The sequence below is a fragment of the Clostridium sp. UBA7339 genome, assembly GCF_002470865.1.
Classification (GTDB): domain Bacteria; phylum Bacillota; class Clostridia; order Clostridiales; family Clostridiaceae; genus Clostridium_J; species Clostridium_J sulfidigenes.
Genome location: NZ_DKPI01000014.1, coordinates 768,037 through 787,147, shown reverse-complemented (window position 1 = coordinate 787,147; position 19,111 = coordinate 768,037). Strand labels below are relative to the sequence as shown.

23 protein-coding genes are annotated in these 19,111 nt (G+C 30.4%); 21 read left to right on the top strand and 2 right to left on the bottom strand.

Annotation, left to right across the window (positions count from 1 at the left end):
- The first annotated feature begins 7 nt into the window (after nucleotides 1–7).
- From B2S02_RS17890 to glmM, 10 genes are all read left to right on the top strand, one after another.
- Entirely contained in the window at nucleotides 8–685 is a 678-nt protein-coding gene (locus B2S02_RS17890; protein WP_346847777.1) for an ATP-binding protein, read from the top strand.
- 193 nt (nucleotides 686–878) lie between these two features.
- On the top strand, nucleotides 879–1,088 hold the full coding sequence (locus B2S02_RS17885) for a 4Fe-4S binding protein (RefSeq protein WP_035133400.1): 210 nt from the start codon (nucleotides 879–881) through the stop codon (nucleotides 1,086–1,088).
- 16 nt (nucleotides 1,089–1,104) lie between these two features.
- A complete protein-coding gene (locus B2S02_RS17880; protein ID WP_346921107.1) occupies nucleotides 1,105–2,175 on the top strand; it encodes a 3-methyl-2-oxobutanoate dehydrogenase subunit VorB in 1,071 nt (356 codons plus the stop codon).
- Entirely contained in the window at nucleotides 2,175–2,927 is a 753-nt protein-coding gene (locus B2S02_RS17875) for a thiamine pyrophosphate-dependent enzyme (protein ID WP_035133404.1), read from the top strand. The genes B2S02_RS17880 and B2S02_RS17875 overlap by 1 nt, the downstream gene beginning before the upstream one ends.
- A gap of 1 nt (nucleotide 2,928) precedes the next feature.
- The gene (locus B2S02_RS17870; RefSeq protein ID WP_346847776.1) at nucleotides 2,929–3,462 is read left to right on the top strand and encodes a 2-oxoacid:acceptor oxidoreductase family protein; all 534 of its coding nucleotides are present in this window, start codon (nucleotides 2,929–2,931) and stop codon (nucleotides 3,460–3,462) included.
- A gap of 619 nt (nucleotides 3,463–4,081) precedes the next feature.
- Nucleotides 4,082–4,876: a polymer-forming cytoskeletal protein gene (locus B2S02_RS17865; RefSeq protein WP_346876694.1), complete on the top strand. Its 795-nt coding sequence runs from the start codon at nucleotides 4,082–4,084 to the stop codon at nucleotides 4,874–4,876.
- Between the two features lie 79 nt (nucleotides 4,877–4,955).
- Nucleotides 4,956–5,579, top strand: a complete 624-nt coding sequence (locus B2S02_RS17860; protein ID WP_346847774.1) for a DUF4004 family protein — start codon at nucleotides 4,956–4,958, stop codon at nucleotides 5,577–5,579.
- Nucleotides 5,580–5,613: 34 nt separating this feature from the next.
- Nucleotides 5,614–6,510 carry a polymer-forming cytoskeletal protein gene (locus B2S02_RS17855; protein WP_346876693.1) on the top strand — a complete coding sequence of 299 codons (897 nt, stop codon included), beginning with the start codon at nucleotides 5,614–5,616 and terminating at the stop codon, nucleotides 6,508–6,510.
- A gap of 40 nt (nucleotides 6,511–6,550) precedes the next feature.
- Nucleotides 6,551–7,846: an MFS transporter gene (locus B2S02_RS17850; RefSeq protein ID WP_346876692.1), complete on the top strand. Its 1,296-nt coding sequence runs from the start codon at nucleotides 6,551–6,553 to the stop codon at nucleotides 7,844–7,846.
- A gap of 217 nt (nucleotides 7,847–8,063) precedes the next feature.
- The gene (glmM, locus tag B2S02_RS17845; protein ID WP_346847771.1) at nucleotides 8,064–9,413 is read left to right on the top strand and encodes a phosphoglucosamine mutase; all 1,350 of its coding nucleotides are present in this window, start codon (nucleotides 8,064–8,066) and stop codon (nucleotides 9,411–9,413) included.
- 46 nt (nucleotides 9,414–9,459) lie between these two features.
- On the opposite strand, the gene B2S02_RS17840 is transcribed toward glmM, so the two are convergent.
- Nucleotides 9,460–9,939, bottom strand: a complete 480-nt coding sequence (locus B2S02_RS17840) for a hypothetical protein (protein ID WP_346869291.1) — start codon at nucleotides 9,937–9,939, stop codon at nucleotides 9,460–9,462.
- A complete protein-coding gene (locus B2S02_RS17835) occupies nucleotides 9,930–10,145 on the bottom strand; it encodes a helix-turn-helix transcriptional regulator (RefSeq protein ID WP_035133418.1) in 216 nt (71 codons plus the stop codon). Before B2S02_RS17835 ends, B2S02_RS17840 begins: the two co-directional genes overlap by 10 nt.
- A 933-nt stretch (nucleotides 10,146–11,078) precedes the next feature.
- Between B2S02_RS17835 and glmS the strand changes: the two genes are divergently transcribed.
- The 11 genes from glmS to B2S02_RS17780 all read left to right on the top strand — a co-directional run bounded on the left by glmS (nucleotide 11,079) and on the right by B2S02_RS17780 (nucleotide 18,755).
- On the top strand, nucleotides 11,079–12,905 hold the full coding sequence (gene glmS / locus B2S02_RS17830; protein WP_346876690.1) for a glutamine--fructose-6-phosphate transaminase (isomerizing): 1,827 nt from the start codon (nucleotides 11,079–11,081) through the stop codon (nucleotides 12,903–12,905).
- 405 nt (nucleotides 12,906–13,310) lie between these two features.
- Nucleotides 13,311–13,652: a cupin domain-containing protein gene (locus tag B2S02_RS17825; RefSeq protein WP_346847767.1), complete on the top strand. Its 342-nt coding sequence runs from the start codon at nucleotides 13,311–13,313 to the stop codon at nucleotides 13,650–13,652.
- A gap of 17 nt (nucleotides 13,653–13,669) precedes the next feature.
- Nucleotides 13,670–14,884 carry an NAD(P)/FAD-dependent oxidoreductase gene (locus B2S02_RS17820; RefSeq protein ID WP_346876689.1) on the top strand — a complete coding sequence of 405 codons (1,215 nt, stop codon included), beginning with the start codon at nucleotides 13,670–13,672 and terminating at the stop codon, nucleotides 14,882–14,884.
- Nucleotides 14,885–14,898: 14 nt separating this feature from the next.
- A complete protein-coding gene (locus tag B2S02_RS17815) occupies nucleotides 14,899–15,117 on the top strand; it encodes a DUF1450 domain-containing protein (protein ID WP_150845930.1) in 219 nt (72 codons plus the stop codon).
- A gap of 156 nt (nucleotides 15,118–15,273) precedes the next feature.
- Nucleotides 15,274–15,594 carry a hypothetical protein gene (locus B2S02_RS17810; RefSeq protein WP_346921106.1) on the top strand — a complete coding sequence of 107 codons (321 nt, stop codon included), beginning with the start codon at nucleotides 15,274–15,276 and terminating at the stop codon, nucleotides 15,592–15,594.
- Nucleotides 15,557–15,919 (top strand): hypothetical protein, encoded by a 363-nt coding sequence (locus tag B2S02_RS17805; RefSeq protein ID WP_346876688.1) that lies wholly within the window; start codon nucleotides 15,557–15,559, stop codon nucleotides 15,917–15,919. Before B2S02_RS17810 ends, B2S02_RS17805 begins: the two co-directional genes overlap by 38 nt.
- 269 nt (nucleotides 15,920–16,188) lie before the next feature.
- Nucleotides 16,189–16,605 carry a hypothetical protein gene (locus B2S02_RS17800; protein WP_346876687.1) on the top strand — a complete coding sequence of 139 codons (417 nt, stop codon included), beginning with the start codon at nucleotides 16,189–16,191 and terminating at the stop codon, nucleotides 16,603–16,605.
- 13 nt (nucleotides 16,606–16,618) lie between these two features.
- Entirely contained in the window at nucleotides 16,619–16,819 is a 201-nt protein-coding gene (locus B2S02_RS17795; RefSeq protein ID WP_346847762.1) for a helix-turn-helix transcriptional regulator, read from the top strand.
- Nucleotides 16,820–16,871: 52 nt separating this feature from the next.
- The gene (locus B2S02_RS17790) at nucleotides 16,872–17,087 is read left to right on the top strand and encodes a hypothetical protein (RefSeq protein ID WP_346847761.1); all 216 of its coding nucleotides are present in this window, start codon (nucleotides 16,872–16,874) and stop codon (nucleotides 17,085–17,087) included.
- 176 nt (nucleotides 17,088–17,263) lie between these two features.
- The gene (locus B2S02_RS17785; RefSeq protein ID WP_346921105.1) at nucleotides 17,264–17,881 is read left to right on the top strand and encodes an HD domain-containing protein; all 618 of its coding nucleotides are present in this window, start codon (nucleotides 17,264–17,266) and stop codon (nucleotides 17,879–17,881) included.
- Nucleotides 17,882–18,050: 169 nt separating this feature from the next.
- Nucleotides 18,051–18,755 (top strand): 4Fe-4S double cluster binding domain-containing protein, encoded by a 705-nt coding sequence (locus tag B2S02_RS17780; RefSeq protein ID WP_346847759.1) that lies wholly within the window; start codon nucleotides 18,051–18,053, stop codon nucleotides 18,753–18,755.
- Nucleotides 18,756–19,111: the final 356 nt, after the last annotated feature.

Genomic DNA, 19,111 nt, shown 5'->3' with positions numbered 1-19,111 from the left:
TGAAGATATGAGTAGAATAAGGGTTTTTACAGGTCACTTTGGAAGTGGAAAGACAGAAATAGCAATAAATTATGCAATTAAGTTAGCTAAAGAAGGGAAAAAAGTAGCCCTTGTAGATTTAGATATAGTAAATCCATATTTTTGTATTAGAGATCTTACACAGGAACTTAAGGAAAAATATAATATAAAGGTTATTTCTTCAAATCCTGAGTATGTTAATGCTGAACTTATGGTGGTACCAGCAGAAGTTAGAAGTGTATTTAACGATAAAAGTTATGAGGTAATTTTTGATATTGGAGGAGATGATTCAGGAGCAATAGCTCTTGGTCAATATAACAAACATTTTAAAGAAGAACCTTATGATATGTACTTTGTGATAAATGGTAATAGACCATTTACATCTAATGACAAAGATACTATAGAGTTTCTTAGAGATATAGAAAGAGCTTCAAGATTAAAAGTAACTCATCTAGTATCTAATACAAACTTATCATATGAAACTACAAAGGAACATATAATTAAAGGGGATATGGAAATAGCAGAGATTTCTAAAGAATTAGATATTCCTCATGCATATACTGTGTGTTCTGAAGAACTTGTAGATGAAGTGGAAGGTAAAGTTTCAGGAAAGATATTTCCAATTCACATATATATGTTGCCACCATGGAGAAAAGATTCAATTTAGCACTAATTATCAAGTGCTAAGTTGACATCTTGTACTAAAAAGTGATAAATTATATATATGTAAACGTATTTATTCTATTATCCTTAGGTATATGGGACAATAAAATGTAAACGTATTACAGCTTAAATGTAGGTCTTAAACAATATATAGTAAATAAAACATTCTAAACTTTCTATATAAGGAGGTAAGTATTATGGCAAAGGTAACTTTTAGGGAAGAAAGATGTAAGGGATGTGGACAATGTATAATTGCATGTCCAAAACAAATCATAACTTATTCTGAGGAACTAAATGTAAAAGGATATCATCCAGCTACAGTTACAGAAGAAAATATGCCTAAGTGCATTGGTTGTGCATCATGTGGAAAAATGTGTCCAGATCTTGTAATTACAGTGGAGAAATAATAGGGGGGAAAGATTCATGTCAGAAAAAGTTTTAATGAAGGGTAATGAAGCCATAGGTGAAGCAGCTATCCAAGCTGGTTGTCAATGTTTCTTCGGATACCCTATAACACCACAAACAGAAATATCAGCATATCTTTCAAGAAAAATGCCTAAAATAGGTAGAGTTTTTCTACAAGCTGAAAGTGAAATAGCTGCAATAAATATGGTATATGGAGCAGCAGGAACTGGAGTAAGATGTATGACATCTTCAAGTTCACCTGGAATAAGCTTAAAAGCAGAAGGAATATCTTATATAGCAGGTGCAGAACTTCCTTGTGTTATCATTAATATAGTTAGAGGTGGTCCAGGCCTTGGTGGAATTCAACCAGCTCAATCAGACTACTTCCAAGCTACTAAAGGTGGTTCTCATGGAGATTTCAATATGCCAGTATATGCACCATGTTCAATTCAAGAAATGGTAGATTTAGTACAAGATGCTTTCGATGTAGCTGATATGTACAGAACTCCAGTTATGGTTATGGGAGATGGAATGCTTGGACAAATGATGGAGCCAGTAGAGTTTAAAGAAAGAAGTGAAAAAAAACTTCCAGAAAAAACTTGGGCTGCTAATGGATTAAACGGAAGAGCTAACCATAATGTAATAAACTCCTTATACTTAAAACCTGAAGGCCTTGAAGCTCATAACCTGAAATTACAAGCAAAATATAAAGCTATAAAAGAAAATGAAACTAAATATGAATTATACAATTGTGAAAATGAAGTAGATTTAATAATGGTTGCATACGGAACAACTTCAAGAATATGCAAGACTGTTATAAAATTAGCTGAAAAAGAAGGAATAAAATTAGGTTTAATAAGACCAATAACATTATGGCCTTTCCCAGTAGAAGCTTTTGAAAAAACTGTGGACAAAACTAAACATGGTTATGCATCAATAGAGCTTAGCTGTGGTCAAATGGTAGAAGATGTTAGACTTTCTGTTGAAGGAAGAAAACCAGTATTCTTCTTTGGAAGATCAGGTGGAATGGTTCCAAGCCCTAATGAAGTCCTTGAAAATGTTAAAAAATTCATAGGAGGTGCTAAATAATGGCAATAGTATTTCAACCAACAAAAGCATTATTAGACGTGCCTACCCATTACTGCCCAGGATGTACCCATGGAATAATCCACAGACTAGTAGGGGAAGTACTTGAAGAATTAAATGTTATAGATAAAACAATAGGTGTAGCTCCAGTTGGATGTTCAGTTCTGGCATATGACTACTTTGCATGTGATATGTTTGAAGCTGCACATGGAAGAGCACCAGCAGTAGCTACAGGAATAAAAAGATCTAATCCTGATAAAGTTGTATTCACATATCAAGGAGATGGAGACTTAGCAGCTATAGGAACAGCAGAAATCGTACATGCAGCTACAAGAGGAGAGAACATAGTTACAATCTTCGTAAATAACTGTATTTATGGTATGACAGGAGGACAAATGGCTCCAACAACATTACCAGGACAAGTTACAGAAACTTCTCCATATGGAAGAGATGTTAAACTTCAAGGTCATCCAATAAGAGTTTCTGAAATGATATCTACATTAGATGGTGCTTGCTATGTAGAAAGAGTATCAGTAGATAATGTACCACATGTAAATAAAGCTAAAGCTGCTATTAAGAAAGCTTTCCAAAATGCCATTGCTGGAAAAGGTTTCTCAATGGTTGAGGTTCTATCAATATGCCCAACTAACTGGGGATTATCAACACAAGAGTCACTTGGATGGTTAAGAGATAACATGATGCCATTCTACACTCTAGGTGTTAAAAAAGATACAACAACTGAGGAGGGGAAATAATATGGCATCACAAGAAATAATATTTGCTGGATTTGGTGGACAAGGAATATTATCAATGGGTAAATTCTTAGCTTATGCTGGAATGGATGTTAATATGAATGTTTCATGGTTACCTTCTTATGGACCAGAAATGCGTGGAGGTACTGCAAACTGTTCTGTTATTGTTTCAGATGAAGCTGTTGGTTCTCCAATAGTAACTAACCCTACATCACTAGTTGTTATGAATAGACCTTCCCTTGATAAGTTTGAAAAAGAAATTTTACCAGGTGGACTATTAATATTAGATAGTGACTTAATTGAGAGACCAGTTGAAAGAGAAGATATTGAAGTTATAAAAATACCAGCTCAAACAGAAGCTGATAACCTTGGAAGTAAACAAATTGCAAACATGGTGCTTCTAGGAGCATTAGTTGCAAAAACACAAATAGTTTCTATGGAAACTTTACTTCAATCTCTAAGAGATCACGGAAAAGAAAAATTCTTTGAAATCAATAGAAAAGCTTTAGAAATTGGAGCATCATACGTAGTAAAATAAGCTTATTATCTAAAAGTGGCTTTCGCAAAATTAGCTAATCTAAAAGAAATGTTGAGCATGCCCATATATTATTAACGCTCAGCCGTTTCGGAATATTGATTTACTAAAGCATTTATTCAAGGTAAAATCTACAATACAACAACTCGTATACACTCAAACAGGTTGTATTGCTTACGATTTTACCATTCATAAATGCTAAGTAGTCAATGTTTTGGAGGTTCTTCTAACAAGTTAGAAGAACTAAGTTCGAATAACTAAATCAAAGATTTAGATTCTTACTTATGCAAATGGCATTCGCTAACAATAATATAAAAGGCAAGCTCAACATTTTTAAGATTAGTAATATATTTTGCGAAAGCCACTTTTTTATATATAACTAAGTAAGAGAATAAGGATAAAAGTAAAAAGTATAAAACTTATTGTTTAAGTTTTATACTTTTTATTTATGACAACAATTGTATAAAAATTGAAAAAAACTATTTACAAGCGTAACAATGTTATGTTACTATAATATTATGATAAAAGATGGTTGAATATATGGCTATTTACTATATTAAGGAGCTGTGTGTAATTATTTGATGTAACATTATTACGTGAAAATAAAATGGAGGTATAAATTATGGTGAGTAATGAACAGTTTGGAGATTTAAAAATATCAGGTTCAGGGAGTGCGGCAGGAGGAAGATATAGGATTGCATCTATCAGTGGAAGTGGAAAAATTGTTGGAGATGTAAACTGTGAAAAATTTAGTATTAGTGGTAGTGGAAAAGTTGAAGGTGCTGTTATAAGCAATGGTTTTAGTATTAGTGGATGCGGAAAGGTAAGTGGAGACTTAAACTGCGTTACTGGTAGTATCAGCGGAAGTGGTTCTGTTCTTGGTTCTATTCATGCAAAGAAATTTAACATCAGTGGAAGTGGTAAAATAGGAGGTAACTTTAAAGGTGAAGAGCTCACTGTGGCAGGATCAGGAAGAATTGAAGGAAGAATAAATGCAACAAATGTTAAGCTTTTAGGTGCAATTAGAGTAGGTCATGGTATTGAGGGAGAGATTATAAATATTAAAGGTGTACTAAAAACCCTAGGAATGGTAAATGGGGATGAAGTAAATATAGAGTTAAATGGTGGTTGTGAGGTTGAAGAAATTGGAGCAACTAAGGTAAGAGTTTTAAAGGAATACTCTACTATGAATGCTATAGGAAGATTTATTTGTAAATTATTTAGTAAGAACTTTGGATATTTAACTACTAGAACTATTGAAGCTGATGAAATTTATTTGGAAAACACCATAGCAGATGTGGTTCGTGGAGGAAAAATTACCATAGGAGAAGGGTGTAAGATTAAAAGAATAGAATATAGTGAGAGTCTTGAAAAACTAAATTCAGAATCTGTTATTGAAGAGGAAATGAAACTATAGATTTTAAAATATTTTAATTACTAAAGATAAAAAGTTAAATTAAAGCTAAAAACTAAACTAAAAAAGAGGAGGAAATAAAGTGGAAGAAGAGTTAATTTCTAAAAAAGAAATATTAGATATGACGGGAATATCTTACGGACAACTGTATAGATGGAAGAGAAAAGAACTTATTCCAGAGGAGTGGTTTATAAAAAAATCAAGTTATACAGGTCAAGAAACATTTTTCCCTAGAGAAAAGATAATAAATAGAATAAATAAAATTATAGATCTTAAGGATGATATGCCTTTAGATGATTTAGCAGTTATGTTTACTAACAAACCTAAGGTAGATGATGTAAGTGAAGAGTATCTTATAGAAAAGGAAATTATAAGAGAAGAAACCCTTCCTATATATAAGGATATATTTAGAGAAAAGGAAGAATATAATTTTAAAGATGTGTTACTCATGGATATTCTTCAAAGGGAATTTGACTTAGGAAAATTAACCATTAGTGAAATAGAAATTATACTAAAGCTTATTAATAAGGAATATAAAAATATAGAAGAAAAGGATGGAACACTATATATCATAAGAAGATTAGGAATTGGAATTTGTGTAGTAGCATACAGAGAAAAAATAATTGTGGATGATGGTAGTAAAATCATAGGAGAAATAAACATTAAAAATATTATAGAAAATCTTAAAATGAGATTAACGCTATAGTTAATAATTAATAGTATAAAAATGGGGTGTAAAAATGAATTACGACAATTGTAATGATTTAAAAATAAATGATGACTGGATATCAGAAGGTGGAAATTATAGAGATATAAAGATAAGCGGAGATGGAACTATAAAAGGGGATGTTAATTGTAGAACTATCAATGTTAGTGGAGATGCAGAATTAAAAGGAAATGTATACTGTGAAGACTTGTTTAAGGTAAGTGGAGATGTGGACATAAAAAATAACCTGCAATGTGGAACTTTAAGGGTTAGTGGAGATGTAGATATCCATGAAAACTTATATGTAAAAGACGAATTAAAGGTAAGTGGAGATGTAAATATTGATGGAAGAGTGGAGTGTGGAACTCTTAAAATAAGTGGGGATATAGAGGTAAAAAGTAATCTATATTGCAGTGGTCTATTTCATTTAAGCGGAGATGCGGATATGGGAGGAAACTTGAAAGCAGATAAAATAGAAGCTTCAGGAGATATAGAATGTGGAGGTAAAGTTACTGGGGGAGATATAGTCATATCTGGAGATATAACTATAAAGGATGGCATAGAAGGAGAAAAGATAATTATAAGTGGGGATATAAACAGTAATGGACTAATAAATGGTGATGAGATATACATTACCATGTCAGGAAACCATCATATTAAAGAAATAGGTGGAAGATTTGTAGCAGTAACAGAAAATATATCAAGGAATGGAATAATAGGTTCACTATTTTCAAGTTCATTTAAAAATAAAGGAAGCCTTCAATGTGAATGTATAGAAGGAGATGACATACTACTTAAAAATTCTAAGGTAGATATAGTAAGAGGCAAAAATGTTACTATAGGAAAAGGTTCAATAATTAACAAAGTTGAATACTCAGGGGAACTTATTATAGAAGATAATGGGATAGTTAAAGAATCTGTAAGGATATAAGCAATTAACAGTAAATGTACTTTACAATGAGGGGGAAATCATGGAGGATAAATTAAAAAATCATGGAGAAAATATAAGGTTATGGAATAAGAATTTTTTCTTGCTTTGGCAAGGACAGCTAGTATCTATGCTTGGGGACATATTATATATGATGGCATTAAACTTTTGGATACTAGATATTACTGGATCTACTGGACTTATGGGACTTTTAAGTGCTCTTACAATGCTACCAAGGATAGTTTTAGGACCTTTTGCAGGAGTCTTTGTAGATAAGTGGAATAGAAGGAATATCATAGTTATAACAGATTTTATAAGAGGTGTAGCTGTTACTTTTGTAGGTATTGCAGGTATATTTGGATTTATACAGGTATGGATGGTATTTGTAGTAGGGATAATTAGTGGATTATGTTCTGCTTTCTTTGGTCCAGCAGTAAGTTCGATAAAACCAGAATTAGTTCATGAGTCTAAGTTTGTGAAGGCTAATTCGGTTACAAGTCTTGCAACATCTGGTATGGATATGATAGGGAGTGCTGTTGGTGGAATTATATATATTACAATAGGTGCTCCATACATGTTTTTAGCTAATGGTGTATCTTATTTAATTTCAGCTTTTACAGAAATGTTTATAACTGAGCCTAAAAGAGAGAAAAAAGATGATAAAATTACTTTTGTAGATGACTTTAAAGAAGGATTTAAATTCCTTTGGAACTTTAAGACATTAAGAAACTTATTCTTACTTGCATCATTACTAAATCTGTTTGCTAATGCTGCATTTATATTAATACTCCCATATTTTAAAACTATGCCCTTTCTAGGTGAAGAAAGGTACGGATTTTTTATGGCAGTGATTCCTATGGGAATGTTAATAGGTAGTGGATTTTTATCTATAATTAATATAAAAAAGAATCAGAAATTTAAAATTTATAAATTTGGTGCATTGATATGTCTTGGAACATTACCTTTTGTATTTATAGTGGAAAATTTTTATGTAATGATACCTATAGCATTTATATCCTTTTTATGTAATGTAGTCTTTAATACTATATTTAATTCTGCAATAATGCTTGTAGTACCATCAGATAAGAGAGGAAAGATTGGAGCATTAATGAATACCATAAGTGGAGGGCTACAGCCAATAGGAGCTTTAGTTGGTGGAGTCTTAGGTGAAATTTTACCTATAAGAGTAGCTGTATTATCCCTTCTAGGAATATCATTTATATTCACTATAGCCTTGGTTTTTGTTAAAGGAAGTAAAGAATTAATGGAGTATGAAAGCAGTGATGGTACTGTAGAAGAGCTTATAGAGAAAACAAATAGTATTGTGTTAGAAAGTTAATATGAGATAGGAATAATATATAATAAAAGCAACACAGTTTTTGTGTTGCTTTTATTCGTATAGAATGTATAATGGTAAACTGTTATTGTTATGATACATAATTTGTATTATAATTAACCTGTATGTTGTAATGAGAATTTCACATAGTGATGTAAACTTAATAGAAAAATAAGATTATTGAAGATAAAAAATCATACTAAGAGGAGAAGATTTATATATGAGTAGAATGTTTGGAACTGATGGAGTAAGAGGAATTGCTAATAAGGAATTAACTGTAGACCTTGCATATAAACTTGGAAAAGCGGGAGCATTAGTTTTAACTCAGTGCACTAGCAAACCTAGAATAATCGTAGGAATGGATACAAGAATATCTGGAGATATGCTTGAATCAGCTTTAGTTGCAGGGATATTATCAGTAGGAGCAGAAGCTCTTTGTTTAGGAGTAGTTCCAACTCCAGCCGTTGCATATTTAACAAAGAAGTATAAGGCAGAAGCAGGGGTTGTAATATCTGCATCACATAATCCTGTTGAATATAATGGTATTAAGTTTTTTAATAAAGATGGATTTAAATTAAGTGATGAATTAGAAGATAAAATTCAAAAGTTAATAGAAAGTGATTTTGAAGGAATCAATATTCCTACAGGAGGAATGTTAGGTAGAAAATACATAGGAGAAGATGCTATAAATGACTATGTAGAATTTGCTAAATCTACAATTGATGGTGATTTAAGTGGTATGAAAATTGCCGTTGACTGTGCCAATGGTGCAGCTTATAAAACATCAGTAAAAGCGTTAAAAGAACTAGGAGCAGAAGTTTTTATCATTAATAGTGATCCAGATGGAATCAATATAAATAAGGATTGTGGATCAACTCATCCTGAGGATCTAATGAAATTTGTTGTTGAAAATAGATGTAACTTAGGATTAGCTTTTGATGGAGATGCAGATAGATGTCTCGCAATAGATGAAAAAGGAAATCTTGTAAATGGAGATTTCATGATGGTAATAGCAGCTAAACACCTTAAGTCTATAGGTAAATTAAACCATGATACAGTTGTTGTAACTGTTATGAGTAACCTTGGACTTCACATAGCTTTAAAAGAAGCTGGAATTAAAACTGTTAGTACTAAAGTTGGGGATAGATATGTATTAGAAGAGATGGCTAAAGAGGGCTATTCTATTGGAGGAGAGCAATCAGGTCACGTTATATTCTTAGATTTCAATACCACAGGAGATGGTTTAGTTTCAGGTCTTCAACTTGCAGAGACAGTAAAGAGTACTGGAAAGCCATTAAGTGAACTTGCAGCAACAATGAAGGAATTACCACAAGTATTAGTAAATGCTAAGGTACCAAACAACATGAAGGACATCCATGAAAAAGATGAAGAAATCATGGCAGACATAAAAGCAATGGAAGATAAAATGGCAGGTTGCGGTAGAGTGTTAATAAGACCTTCAGGTACAGAACCGTTAGTAAGAGTAATGCTAGAAGGTGAAAATCAAGAAGAGATAGATAAAATGGCTCATGACCTAGCTAAAAAAATAGAAGAAAAAGCAAATAGATAAAATAAGACCCGTGAAATTTCACGGGTTTTTTACTTATAAAATTCAATTAGAGTTTTTTACTATAGTACACTTGCAGAATGACAAATATAACCATAAATATAATAAGGACAGTCCATAGAGTCCAGAATACAGCAAGGTTAAAAATTCCAGATATCATCAAACCGATATATGCAAGAATATTTATTATAATAGCAGCAGAGTACAAAGATTTTTGTGTGATCAATTGATTTCTTTCATCTTGTTCTTCTAATCTTTTTTCTTTTAATTTCTTTTCATCTTTTAAAAGTTTTTTTATCTTAATGATAAATATTAAACCTATTGTAATTAGTGAAGCACCGATTCCTGTATAAAATCCACTTAAAAAGTCAGGTAAATAATTATATTTTCCAACAGAGAATATAAAGCTAATAGCTAGAGTGGCTACTCCTAGAATAATCACAATGTAAAGTAAAGAAATTCTTTTCTTTAGTACTTTTTTGTAGTCCTTATCCGTTGTTGCATTAGATATAATGGCTTTTAATAACATAAATTTTCCTCCTCCAAATCAAAAATAAAGATATCTTCAATATTCATTTCAAAATATTGAGCAATTTTATGGGCCAACACCAATGAAGCTTTATACTTCCCGTTTTCTAAAGAGATAATTGTTTGTCTAGTAACATCTACAGCATCAGCAAGTTCACTTTGCGTAACACGTTTTTCTTTTCGAAGTTCTTGGATTTTATTTTTCAACTTATCACATCCTGTTCTATTAATATTATTTGTAATAAATATTAGAATTTAAATGTATAGTATGCTTTACAATTTAAGTATAGTATACTTTACATTGAATGTCGAGTTTATTATACATTTTTATATTATTTATTTTATATTTTAAATGTGAAAAACCTGGAAGACCGCATGGGGAGAACAACTAGTTAACTAGTTATATAGTTTTATAGGTAAATAGATTTATAGTTTCATAGTTAAATATTTATATATAAAAAATTTTAGCTATGTTTATATATAAATATTTGTATAATTCACATTGAAATTAAATAAATATTAATAATTGTGGAATTAATTTGAAATAAAATAATATTTAATTGAATAATATTATAATTAGGATATGTATATATATAGATGAATTTCATTTAATAGACACTATTAATAAATACCATTGACCAAAATGTATTAAATGAATATAATATAATGAGGTTAATTGGTTTTAGATTTTGGATAAATAATTATTAAAATTTGGTTTTAAAAATTAATTTTAATATTAAGTTCACAAACTTTATTATTTTTTATATCGTATATGTGGAGTATGAGTAGAGGAGAGTATATAAAATGTGGACATCCTAACTCTTTTAAAATACACTTTGAAAACCAGGTGTTGGGAAGGAGGTAATAGTCTAACCACGTAACTAAGCGCCAGGACTCTGAGGAGTTGACGAGGATGGGGAGTATCGAATCTTCGGCGGGTGCCCCACGGTATCGCACTACCGTTAACGATTGATAAAGACAGGAAGTGATTCCTGTTACAAAGCAATCTGGTGTAAAACCTTAACTAAATGTGGATAAGTTGATAAGTATTTTTAAAAAAATACTAAATCAAAGGTTTTTCTTGTTCATATAGAGTTAATCTAATTTGAAATAGAAGACATTTAGGAGGAAGATTTTTTTATGTGCGGAATAGTAGGTTATTTTGGAAAGAGAGAAGCAGCACCACTGCTTATTGAAGGATTAAGTAAACTGGAGTATAGAGGATATGACTCAGCTGGAGTATCTATACTAAATGAGAAGGGTATTGATCTTACAAAATGCAAAGGTAGACTTGCAAATTTAGAAGAAAAGTTAGAAGAAGATCCAATAAAAGGACATATAGGTATAGGACACACTAGATGGGCTACTCATGGTAAGCCATCAGATTTAAATTCACACCCTCATACTAATGGGGATGGAACTATATCTGTAGTTCACAATGGTATTATAGAAAACTATATGGAACTTAGAGAATGGCTTATGGAAAAAGGCTATGAGTTTAAGTCAGAAACAGATACTGAGGTTATTCCAAACCTTGTAGATTTCTACTATAAAGGGGATTTGCTAAAGGCAGTAATGGAAGTCACTAAAAAGCTAGAAGGAAGCTATGCTATAGGAGTTATAGCCGCTAATGAGCCTGATAAACTAGTAGCTGTAAGAAATGAAAGCCCATTAATAGTTGGTCTTGGAGAAGATGAAAACTTCATTGCTTCAGACATACCAGCTGTATTAAATCAAACAAGAAAAGTTTATCTTTTAGAAGATAAAGAATTTGTTGTTATGACTAAAGATGGAATAAAAATATATGACCAAAATGAAAAAGAAGTTAAGAAAGAAGTATTTAATGTAACTTGGGATGCTGATGCTGCTGAAAAAGGTGGATATGATCACTTCATGATGAAGGAAATCCATGAGCAACCAAAGGCTATAAGAGATACTATGGCTTCAAGGATTATTCCTGGTCAACCTATAAGAATCGATGATATAACTATTACAAAAGAACAAATAGAAAAATTAAACAAGGTATATATAGTAGCATGTGGAACTGCATACCATGCTGGATTAGTTGGAAAAAATATTATTGAAAAACTTGCTAGAATACAAGTTGAAGTAGATATAGCATCTGAGTTTAAATATAGAGATCCAATAATAGACGAAAACACTCTTATGATAGTTGTTAGCCAATCTGGAGAAACAGCAGACACTATGTCAGCTTTAAGACTTGCTAAGAAAAGGGGTGCTAGAGTAATAGCTGTTACTAATGTAGTTGGAAGTTCAGCTTCAAGAGAAGCCGATGATATACTATACACTTGGGCAGGCCCAGAAATAGCAGTTGCATCAACAAAGGCTTATGTAACTCAATTAATAGCTATGTACACAATTGCTCTATTCTTTGCAGAGCAAAAGGGTACAGTACCTCAAGATAAGATAGAAGCTATTAAAACAGAAATGTTAGCTCTTCCAGAAAAAGCAGAAGCAGCACTTAAGTGTGATGATGCAGTTAAGGCTCTAGCAGCTAAAACTTGCTGTGAAAATAACATGTTCTTCCTAGGAAGAGGCCTTGACCATGCTGTAGCAATGGAAGGATCTTTAAAATTAAAAGAGATATCTTATATTCATTCAGAAGCTTATGCTTCAGGAGAATTAAAACATGGTCCAATAGCTTTAATTGAAGAAGGAACAGTAGTAGTAACTATGGCAACTCAAGAAGACTTATTTGATAAGACTGTAAGTAATATGAAAGAAGTTATTGCAAGAGGAGCTAGAGTGTTTGCAGTGGCTCAAGAAGGTCACACAGATATAGAAAAATCTGTAGAATCAGCAATCTACATTCCAAAAGTAATGGACTTATTAGCTCCAGTTATAGCTATAATTCCAATGCAACTATTCTCTTACTACATGTCCATGGAAAAAGGTTGCGATGTAGATAAGCCAAGAAACCTTGCAAAATCAGTTACTGTAGAATAGATAGCTGAAACGTAATGTAAAAATATTTAATTTTAAGATAAATATTGATTATTTGTAATAAAATCGAATTAAAAATTTATTAAGTGGAAAAACAAATAAGACTAGACATTTTAAAATAAAAATGTCTAGTCTTTTTTTTATAACTTCTTACATTTTTTATTATTATACATATTGCTATCAGCGGTATCCAATATAGATTGCATTTTTGAAGTAATATGTTCATTAGTAAATACGGATTTTAATACCCTTGCAATTTTTCTAATAAGCATATCACCACTTAAATGCAAAAAGAGTTATTATTATATTTTAAAAATATAGTTAATAATAATATGAAAATTACACAATACTAAGAGTATAAGATTTATATTATATAATACTAACACAAAGATGAAGGAGAATTAATTTATGAAAATAGAAAAAATATCTGACAAAATAATGTACAATGATGAATCCTTAACTAAGAAAATAATTTACAAAGAAGATAAGATATTGAATTTTGTTTTAAATTTTAGACCAGGGCAAGGTGTGCCACCACATAATCATGAGCAAAGTGATTTACTTATTCATGTACTTTGCGGAGATGGCGAAATGACTGTAGATGAAAGTTTAAATAAAATAACACAAGGAGATGTAATTCATTGTAAAGGAGTAGAGGTGTTTAGTATAAAAAATACTGGCAATGATGATATGTCATTATTTGTAGTATTAGCTCCAAACCCATCAGCAGTATATTCAAAAGGAATATAAAAGGGGGGTGAATTAATATGACAAATAGGATTATTATAATCGGAAATGGAATAGCAGGAATTACTGCGGTGAAAGCCATAAGAGAAGTAGATAAAGAGTCAGAAGTATTTATATTTGGAGAAGAGAAATTTTACCCTTATAACAGAATAAAATTGTCTAAGAATCTATTTGATGAACTCTCTGAAGATAATACTCTTCTTCTAAAGAAATCTTGGTATGAAGAAAATAAGGTTAATATTTACGTAAGCAAAAAAGTGGCAAAGATTAATATTGAAAATAAAGAAGTAGTTTTATGTGATAAAAGTATACTTAAGTATGACAAACTTTTATTAGTAAATGGAGCAAGAAATAATAAACCTCCAGTTGAAGGCATAGAAAAACCAGGTGTCTTTAACTTAAGAACGTTACAGGATGCATGGGATATTAAAAGTAAAATAAAAAAAGGTGAAAGTGTTATAAACATTGGTGGAGGAATACAAGGGTTAGAAACTGCTTGGAATTTGAATCAGCATGGAATCAACGTTTCTATTGTTGAGATTCAATCTAGACTAATGCCAAATCAATTAGATGAAAAGGCATCTAAAATACTTCAGGATTCAGTAGAAAAGTTTGATATTAATATACACTTAAATACGAGAGTTAATAAAATAGCAGGAAATAATGAGGTTGAAGGTGTTGTAATAAGTTCAGATGAATTTATGCCTTGTAACAAAGTTATATATTCTGCTGGAATAAAGCCTAACATAGAAATGTTTGAAGATACGCCTATTAAGTGTGAAAAAGGAATTGTTATAAATGAGAAGATGGAAACTAATATAGCAGATATATATGCAGCAGGTGACGTTGCTGAACTTGATAACTTTGTTCCAGGACTGTGGAATATATCAATAGGCCAGGGTAAAGTTGCAGGATATAATATGATAGGAAAAGATAGTACTTATAAGCATATTGTTCCTGTTACTACTTTAAACGCTTTTAAATTATCCTTATTTTCTATGGGGTGTGTAGATGAAAATAATGCAACTAATGTTCTTGTAGAGGATAATGATGAAGGTCAATATATGAAGGTATATATACGAGATAGAAAAATAGTAGGGGCCATTGTAATTGGAGATACGAAACGATCACCAATATTAAAATCAGCCATAGAAAAAGAAATATCCTTAGAAGCTATTGATTTATCTAAAATTTCAGTAACAGAATTATTGGATAACATACAAAGTAAAAAATAAAGGAGAGAATAAATATGACAGAAATAAAATTTTGTGAAAATAATTTTACATATGGAACTGAAGATACCATGAAGAAATTACAAGAGAATTATCCTGACGTAGATGTAACCGTAGAATCATGCTTAGGATATTGTGGAGACTGTGCCACTAATCCATATGCACTTGTTAATGACGAAATGATTCTAGCGGATTCGGCAGATGAATTATATGAAAAAATTGAAGAGTTAATATAAAGTCCTTGGCTCATATTGATAACATATAAACACGCTCTATTTCAATAATTTATTTCCCTAACTTAATTATATCACTTAAAAAATGCAAAATATAGACTTAAAATTTCTAAATTTTGCTATTAAACTAAAGATAATAATTGTTTAGGGGATGGTGATTTGTACAAAGATTTATTAAAAAATAAAAACTTTACTTTGTTATCTATTGGAGGATTTATTTCTTCTATAGGAGATTATCTTTACAATATAGGTGTAACTGTATACATATATAGCTTAACAAAATCCGTTGGTGCGGTGGCACTTATGTGGCTTTCTAGGGGTGTTTTAAGAATTCCTATGCTTTATTTATCAGGACTCATAGCTGACGCTTATAATAAGAAAAGGGTTATTATGGTTACTAATCTAGTTAGTGTGATTTTTGCATTTCTCTTTATTTTTATTAATGAACAGAGATTCTGGAATAATAAAAAGTGGCATTGAAGGATATAAGATATTTACAAGATATTCCAGTGCTAAAACTGTATTTATTATAATGAGCATGTTTGCAGTATTAGGAAGGTTTTATGAAACCTATAAAGTAGCAGTTTCTGATATTTTATTAAATCTAAATCCAGAAGGCATTATTTACTTTTCTTATGCTCTGGCTCTTGGAGGACTTTTAATTGCTACTCCACTATACAATTTAATTGGTATAGGTAACTCCTTTACAAGTATTGCAGTTATACTAATTATTCTATGCATCTTCAATCTAAAAAGGAGTTTTAATAGAGCTGTAGATGAAGTTTTAGATATTAGCGAGATATAAGTATATTCAATAATTACAGAAGCCTATATATTAATTTGCTAGTTAAATTAATATATAGGCTAGTTTTGCTTTATAACTAATCAAGTTGCCTGCTGCTCTTGTTATTGAACAATATGTAGATTATCAAGAGTAATTTTCCATAACACTGTCAAAATACAATGGTACTAACAAAATAAATTAATTCTTGACATCTCATTCAACATAGATTAATATGAAATTAACTTCACATGAAGTAAACTTCATATTACACTATGTTAGGAGCGATTCGTTTGAAAAATAGATTTACTGAGCTTTATTTATGCTCATTGGCAATTCTCATAATGGGTTTATTTGAAATAATTTTTAATTATACTAGAGCTAGTATTACAGAAGTATTTTATTCAGGTATTATAATGTTTTTCGTAGGGGTAGGGTTTTTAGTTTTAGCTATAACTTCCCACATTAAATATAATGCTAATAGAAAACAGTTGGAAAGAGAGATGTCAAAAGAATATGATGAAAGAGATGATTTAATAGAAGGAAAAGCTTCACACTTTACCATGAGAATTCTAATGATTGTGATTATACTTATGATGTTTCTTTCAAAATGGATTACAATTCCAACAAATGCTGCTTTATTTATAATTATAATATTTTGCATGATTACGAATATATTAGCTAAAAAATATTATAATTATTTTCTTTAATTAGGAGAAGGCTATGAAAAATAGGATAAAAGAATTGCGTTTAGAACATAAGATAACACAACAAGAATTAGCAGATAAAGTATGTGTGTCTTCAAGAACAATTATTTCTTTAGAAAAACAACAATATAATCCATCTGTTTTATTGGCATATAAAATTTCTTCGGTCTTTAACCTACCAATTGAAGAAACTTTTATATTTGAAGAAGATGACTAATTATAAAAATGTATGCAATAAAATAATAAAATAATGAGCGGAGGAAAATATTATGATAATTGAAAAACTATTATTTATACTTTTCGGAGTAGTATTAACATTATGGGGAGTATATAGAATGAAAACAGATAAGGCGTTTGTAGGGAAAACGCAAACAAGAAAAAATATTTTTAACCTTTTAATATTAGGAGAAGCTTCTGGAATAGGCCAATTGTTAGGTGGAATTACGTGTATAGGTTTAGGAGTTTTATCTTTTATAATTAAGTAATTTGTAATGTTGAGTAGTTAAAGTTAATAAAAAATGAGATAAAAACCATGATTCTTAAAAATAAGTTTCATGGTTTTTTCATTTAAAGGAATTTAAATGGTGACTATAGAATAATCTAGAGAAAGTTATGAAAAAATTTAAACTATTAATCTATTTAAGTAATAAGGAGAAGAATAATGGAAGAATTGAAATACAAAGTTCCAAGTCGGAGGATTGCAGAAGAAATATTAAAGGAAGCATCTATTTTAAATCCTGGTCCATGGGTGGAACACTCAAGATATGTAGCAGAGGCAGCGGCCTTAATTGCTCAATATGATAGGGATTTGGATGAAGATACAGCTTATGTACTGGGATTGCTTCACGATATTGGAAGAAGGAATGGTAGACATTATGTAAGACATGCTATTGCTGGATATAATTATGCATTAGAAAATGGATATGATTTTGTGGCTAGAATTTCAATCACTCATGGTTTTCTATGCAGTAATGTAGATGATATATGTGGAGAAATGGATTTAACTAAAACAGAATACGACTTTATTAAAAATTATTTAGGTAATATCGAATATAATTCATACGATAAATTAATTCAATTATGTGATGTATTAGCTCTTCCATCAGGATTTTGTTTAATAGAAAAAAGGATGGTTGATGTGGTTATGAGATATGGATTTACTGATTTTACACTAGAGAAATGGAAAAAAACCTTTGAAATAAAAGAATATTTTGAGAGCAAAATAGGAAAATCTATTTATAGTATCCTGCCAGGAATAGAAAAAAATACTTTTGATTAAACTTTTAAAGAAAGTGCAAAACATGTAAGTATAAAATTGTTAAAAAGAAAAGAGAAACTCCTGAAGAATGTATTATAAGAAAAATTAAGGAAGGGATTAATTGTAAAATTAGCAATTTGAAACTATTTAAAATTTATGTTATCAATTCTTTGAGTTAGGAGAAAGTATTGTGAGGGAGAATGAATTAAAGTCATATCTAAAAAGTCTAGGGGCATCATTGGTTGGATTTGCAGATTTAAATAGCGTTAATACCTCATTGCATAATAATCTAAAGTATGGTATTGCATTTGCAATAAAATTTAAGCCTGAAATTATACAAGGTATTTATGAAGGACCAACAAAAGAATATTATGATGAATACAAAAAAATAAACAAAGAACTTGATGATATCGCTATATGCTGTGTAAGATACATAGAGAAGCAGGGATATAGTGCACTAGCTCAAACTTCAACATATGTTACTAGTGATGAAAATTTGACTACTTATTTACCACATAAGACAGTTGCTACACGGGCAGGAATGGGTTGGATTGGCAAAAATGCTCTTTTAGTTACTCAACAATATGGTAGTGCAGTTCGTATCTCTTCAATACTAACTGATATGCCAGTCATACCAGATATGCCTATCAATGATTCTAGGTGCGGAAAATGTAGTAAGTATGTTGATGCTTGCCCAGCAACAGTAATAAAAGGTAATTTATGGAATATAAATTCAACAAGAGAAGAACTAATAAATCCTTTTAAATGTCGTAAAAAAGCAAGAGAACTACTAAAACAAAGAATAGGAATAGAGATGTCTTTATGTGGAAAGTGTATTGAGATATGTCCATATACACAGCAATATATTAAAAGAAATTCCCATAGGTGTGATTAGAAATATTTTAGTGATATTTTAAGTAAGAGATAAGAAGGCTAACTAAATTAATGTTACCTGATTTTCTCTTTTTATTTTGAAGAAAGTTAGAAAGAAAATTAAAAAATACAATAATATAACTCTAAGTTAAGTTTTATGAGAATCAATGTTTTTATGTTCTTGCACCTTTATGCCATTGATATGACTAAGGCTAAGTCTCCTAGAGTAAAGCAATATTTTAATAAAAATTAGCTTTCACTAATACGATTATTTCAATTATAAATAAACATTTATGTATAAATATGTTATTTAAGTAAAGATGGTGTTATAATATATACATATTTAGTTAAATAGTTTAATAAATTAAATTATATTAA

What these genes read in the sequence shown, in the direction of transcription:
- B2S02_RS17805 (WP_346876688.1), top strand. Translation starts at nt 15,557, where the DNA reads ATGAACAGAGATTCTGGAATAATAAAAAGTGGCATTGAAGGATATAAG.
- glmM (WP_346847771.1), top strand. Translation starts at nt 8,064, where the DNA reads ATGAGTAGAATGTTTGGAACTGATGGAGTAAGAGGAATTGCTAATAAG.
- B2S02_RS17790 (WP_346847761.1), top strand. Translation starts at nt 16,872, where the DNA reads ATGATAATTGAAAAACTATTATTTATACTTTTCGGAGTAGTATTAACA.
- B2S02_RS17855 (WP_346876693.1), top strand. Translation starts at nt 5,614, where the DNA reads ATGAATTACGACAATTGTAATGATTTAAAAATAAATGATGACTGGATA.
- B2S02_RS17865 (WP_346876694.1), top strand. Translation starts at nt 4,082, where the DNA reads ATGGTGAGTAATGAACAGTTTGGAGATTTAAAAATATCAGGTTCAGGG.
- B2S02_RS17875 (WP_035133404.1), top strand. Translation starts at nt 2,175, where the DNA reads ATGGCAATAGTATTTCAACCAACAAAAGCATTATTAGACGTGCCTACC.
- B2S02_RS17885 (WP_035133400.1), top strand. Translation starts at nt 879, where the DNA reads ATGGCAAAGGTAACTTTTAGGGAAGAAAGATGTAAGGGATGTGGACAA.
- B2S02_RS17890 (WP_346847777.1), top strand. Translation starts at nt 8, where the DNA reads ATGAGTAGAATAAGGGTTTTTACAGGTCACTTTGGAAGTGGAAAGACA.
- B2S02_RS17785 (WP_346921105.1), top strand. Translation starts at nt 17,264, where the DNA reads ATGGAAGAATTGAAATACAAAGTTCCAAGTCGGAGGATTGCAGAAGAA.
- glmS (WP_346876690.1), top strand. Translation starts at nt 11,079, where the DNA reads ATGTGCGGAATAGTAGGTTATTTTGGAAAGAGAGAAGCAGCACCACTG.
- B2S02_RS17880 (WP_346921107.1), top strand. Translation starts at nt 1,105, where the DNA reads ATGTCAGAAAAAGTTTTAATGAAGGGTAATGAAGCCATAGGTGAAGCA.
- B2S02_RS17870 (WP_346847776.1), top strand. Translation starts at nt 2,929, where the DNA reads ATGGCATCACAAGAAATAATATTTGCTGGATTTGGTGGACAAGGAATA.
- B2S02_RS17795 (WP_346847762.1), top strand. Translation starts at nt 16,619, where the DNA reads ATGAAAAATAGGATAAAAGAATTGCGTTTAGAACATAAGATAACACAA.
- B2S02_RS17850 (WP_346876692.1), top strand. Translation starts at nt 6,551, where the DNA reads ATGGAGGATAAATTAAAAAATCATGGAGAAAATATAAGGTTATGGAAT.
- B2S02_RS17820 (WP_346876689.1), top strand. Translation starts at nt 13,670, where the DNA reads ATGACAAATAGGATTATTATAATCGGAAATGGAATAGCAGGAATTACT.
- B2S02_RS17825 (WP_346847767.1), top strand. Translation starts at nt 13,311, where the DNA reads ATGAAAATAGAAAAAATATCTGACAAAATAATGTACAATGATGAATCC.
- B2S02_RS17840 (WP_346869291.1), bottom strand. Translation starts at nt 9,939, where the DNA reads ATGTTATTAAAAGCCATTATATCTAATGCAACAACGGATAAGGACTAC.
- B2S02_RS17815 (WP_150845930.1), top strand. Translation starts at nt 14,899, where the DNA reads ATGACAGAAATAAAATTTTGTGAAAATAATTTTACATATGGAACTGAA.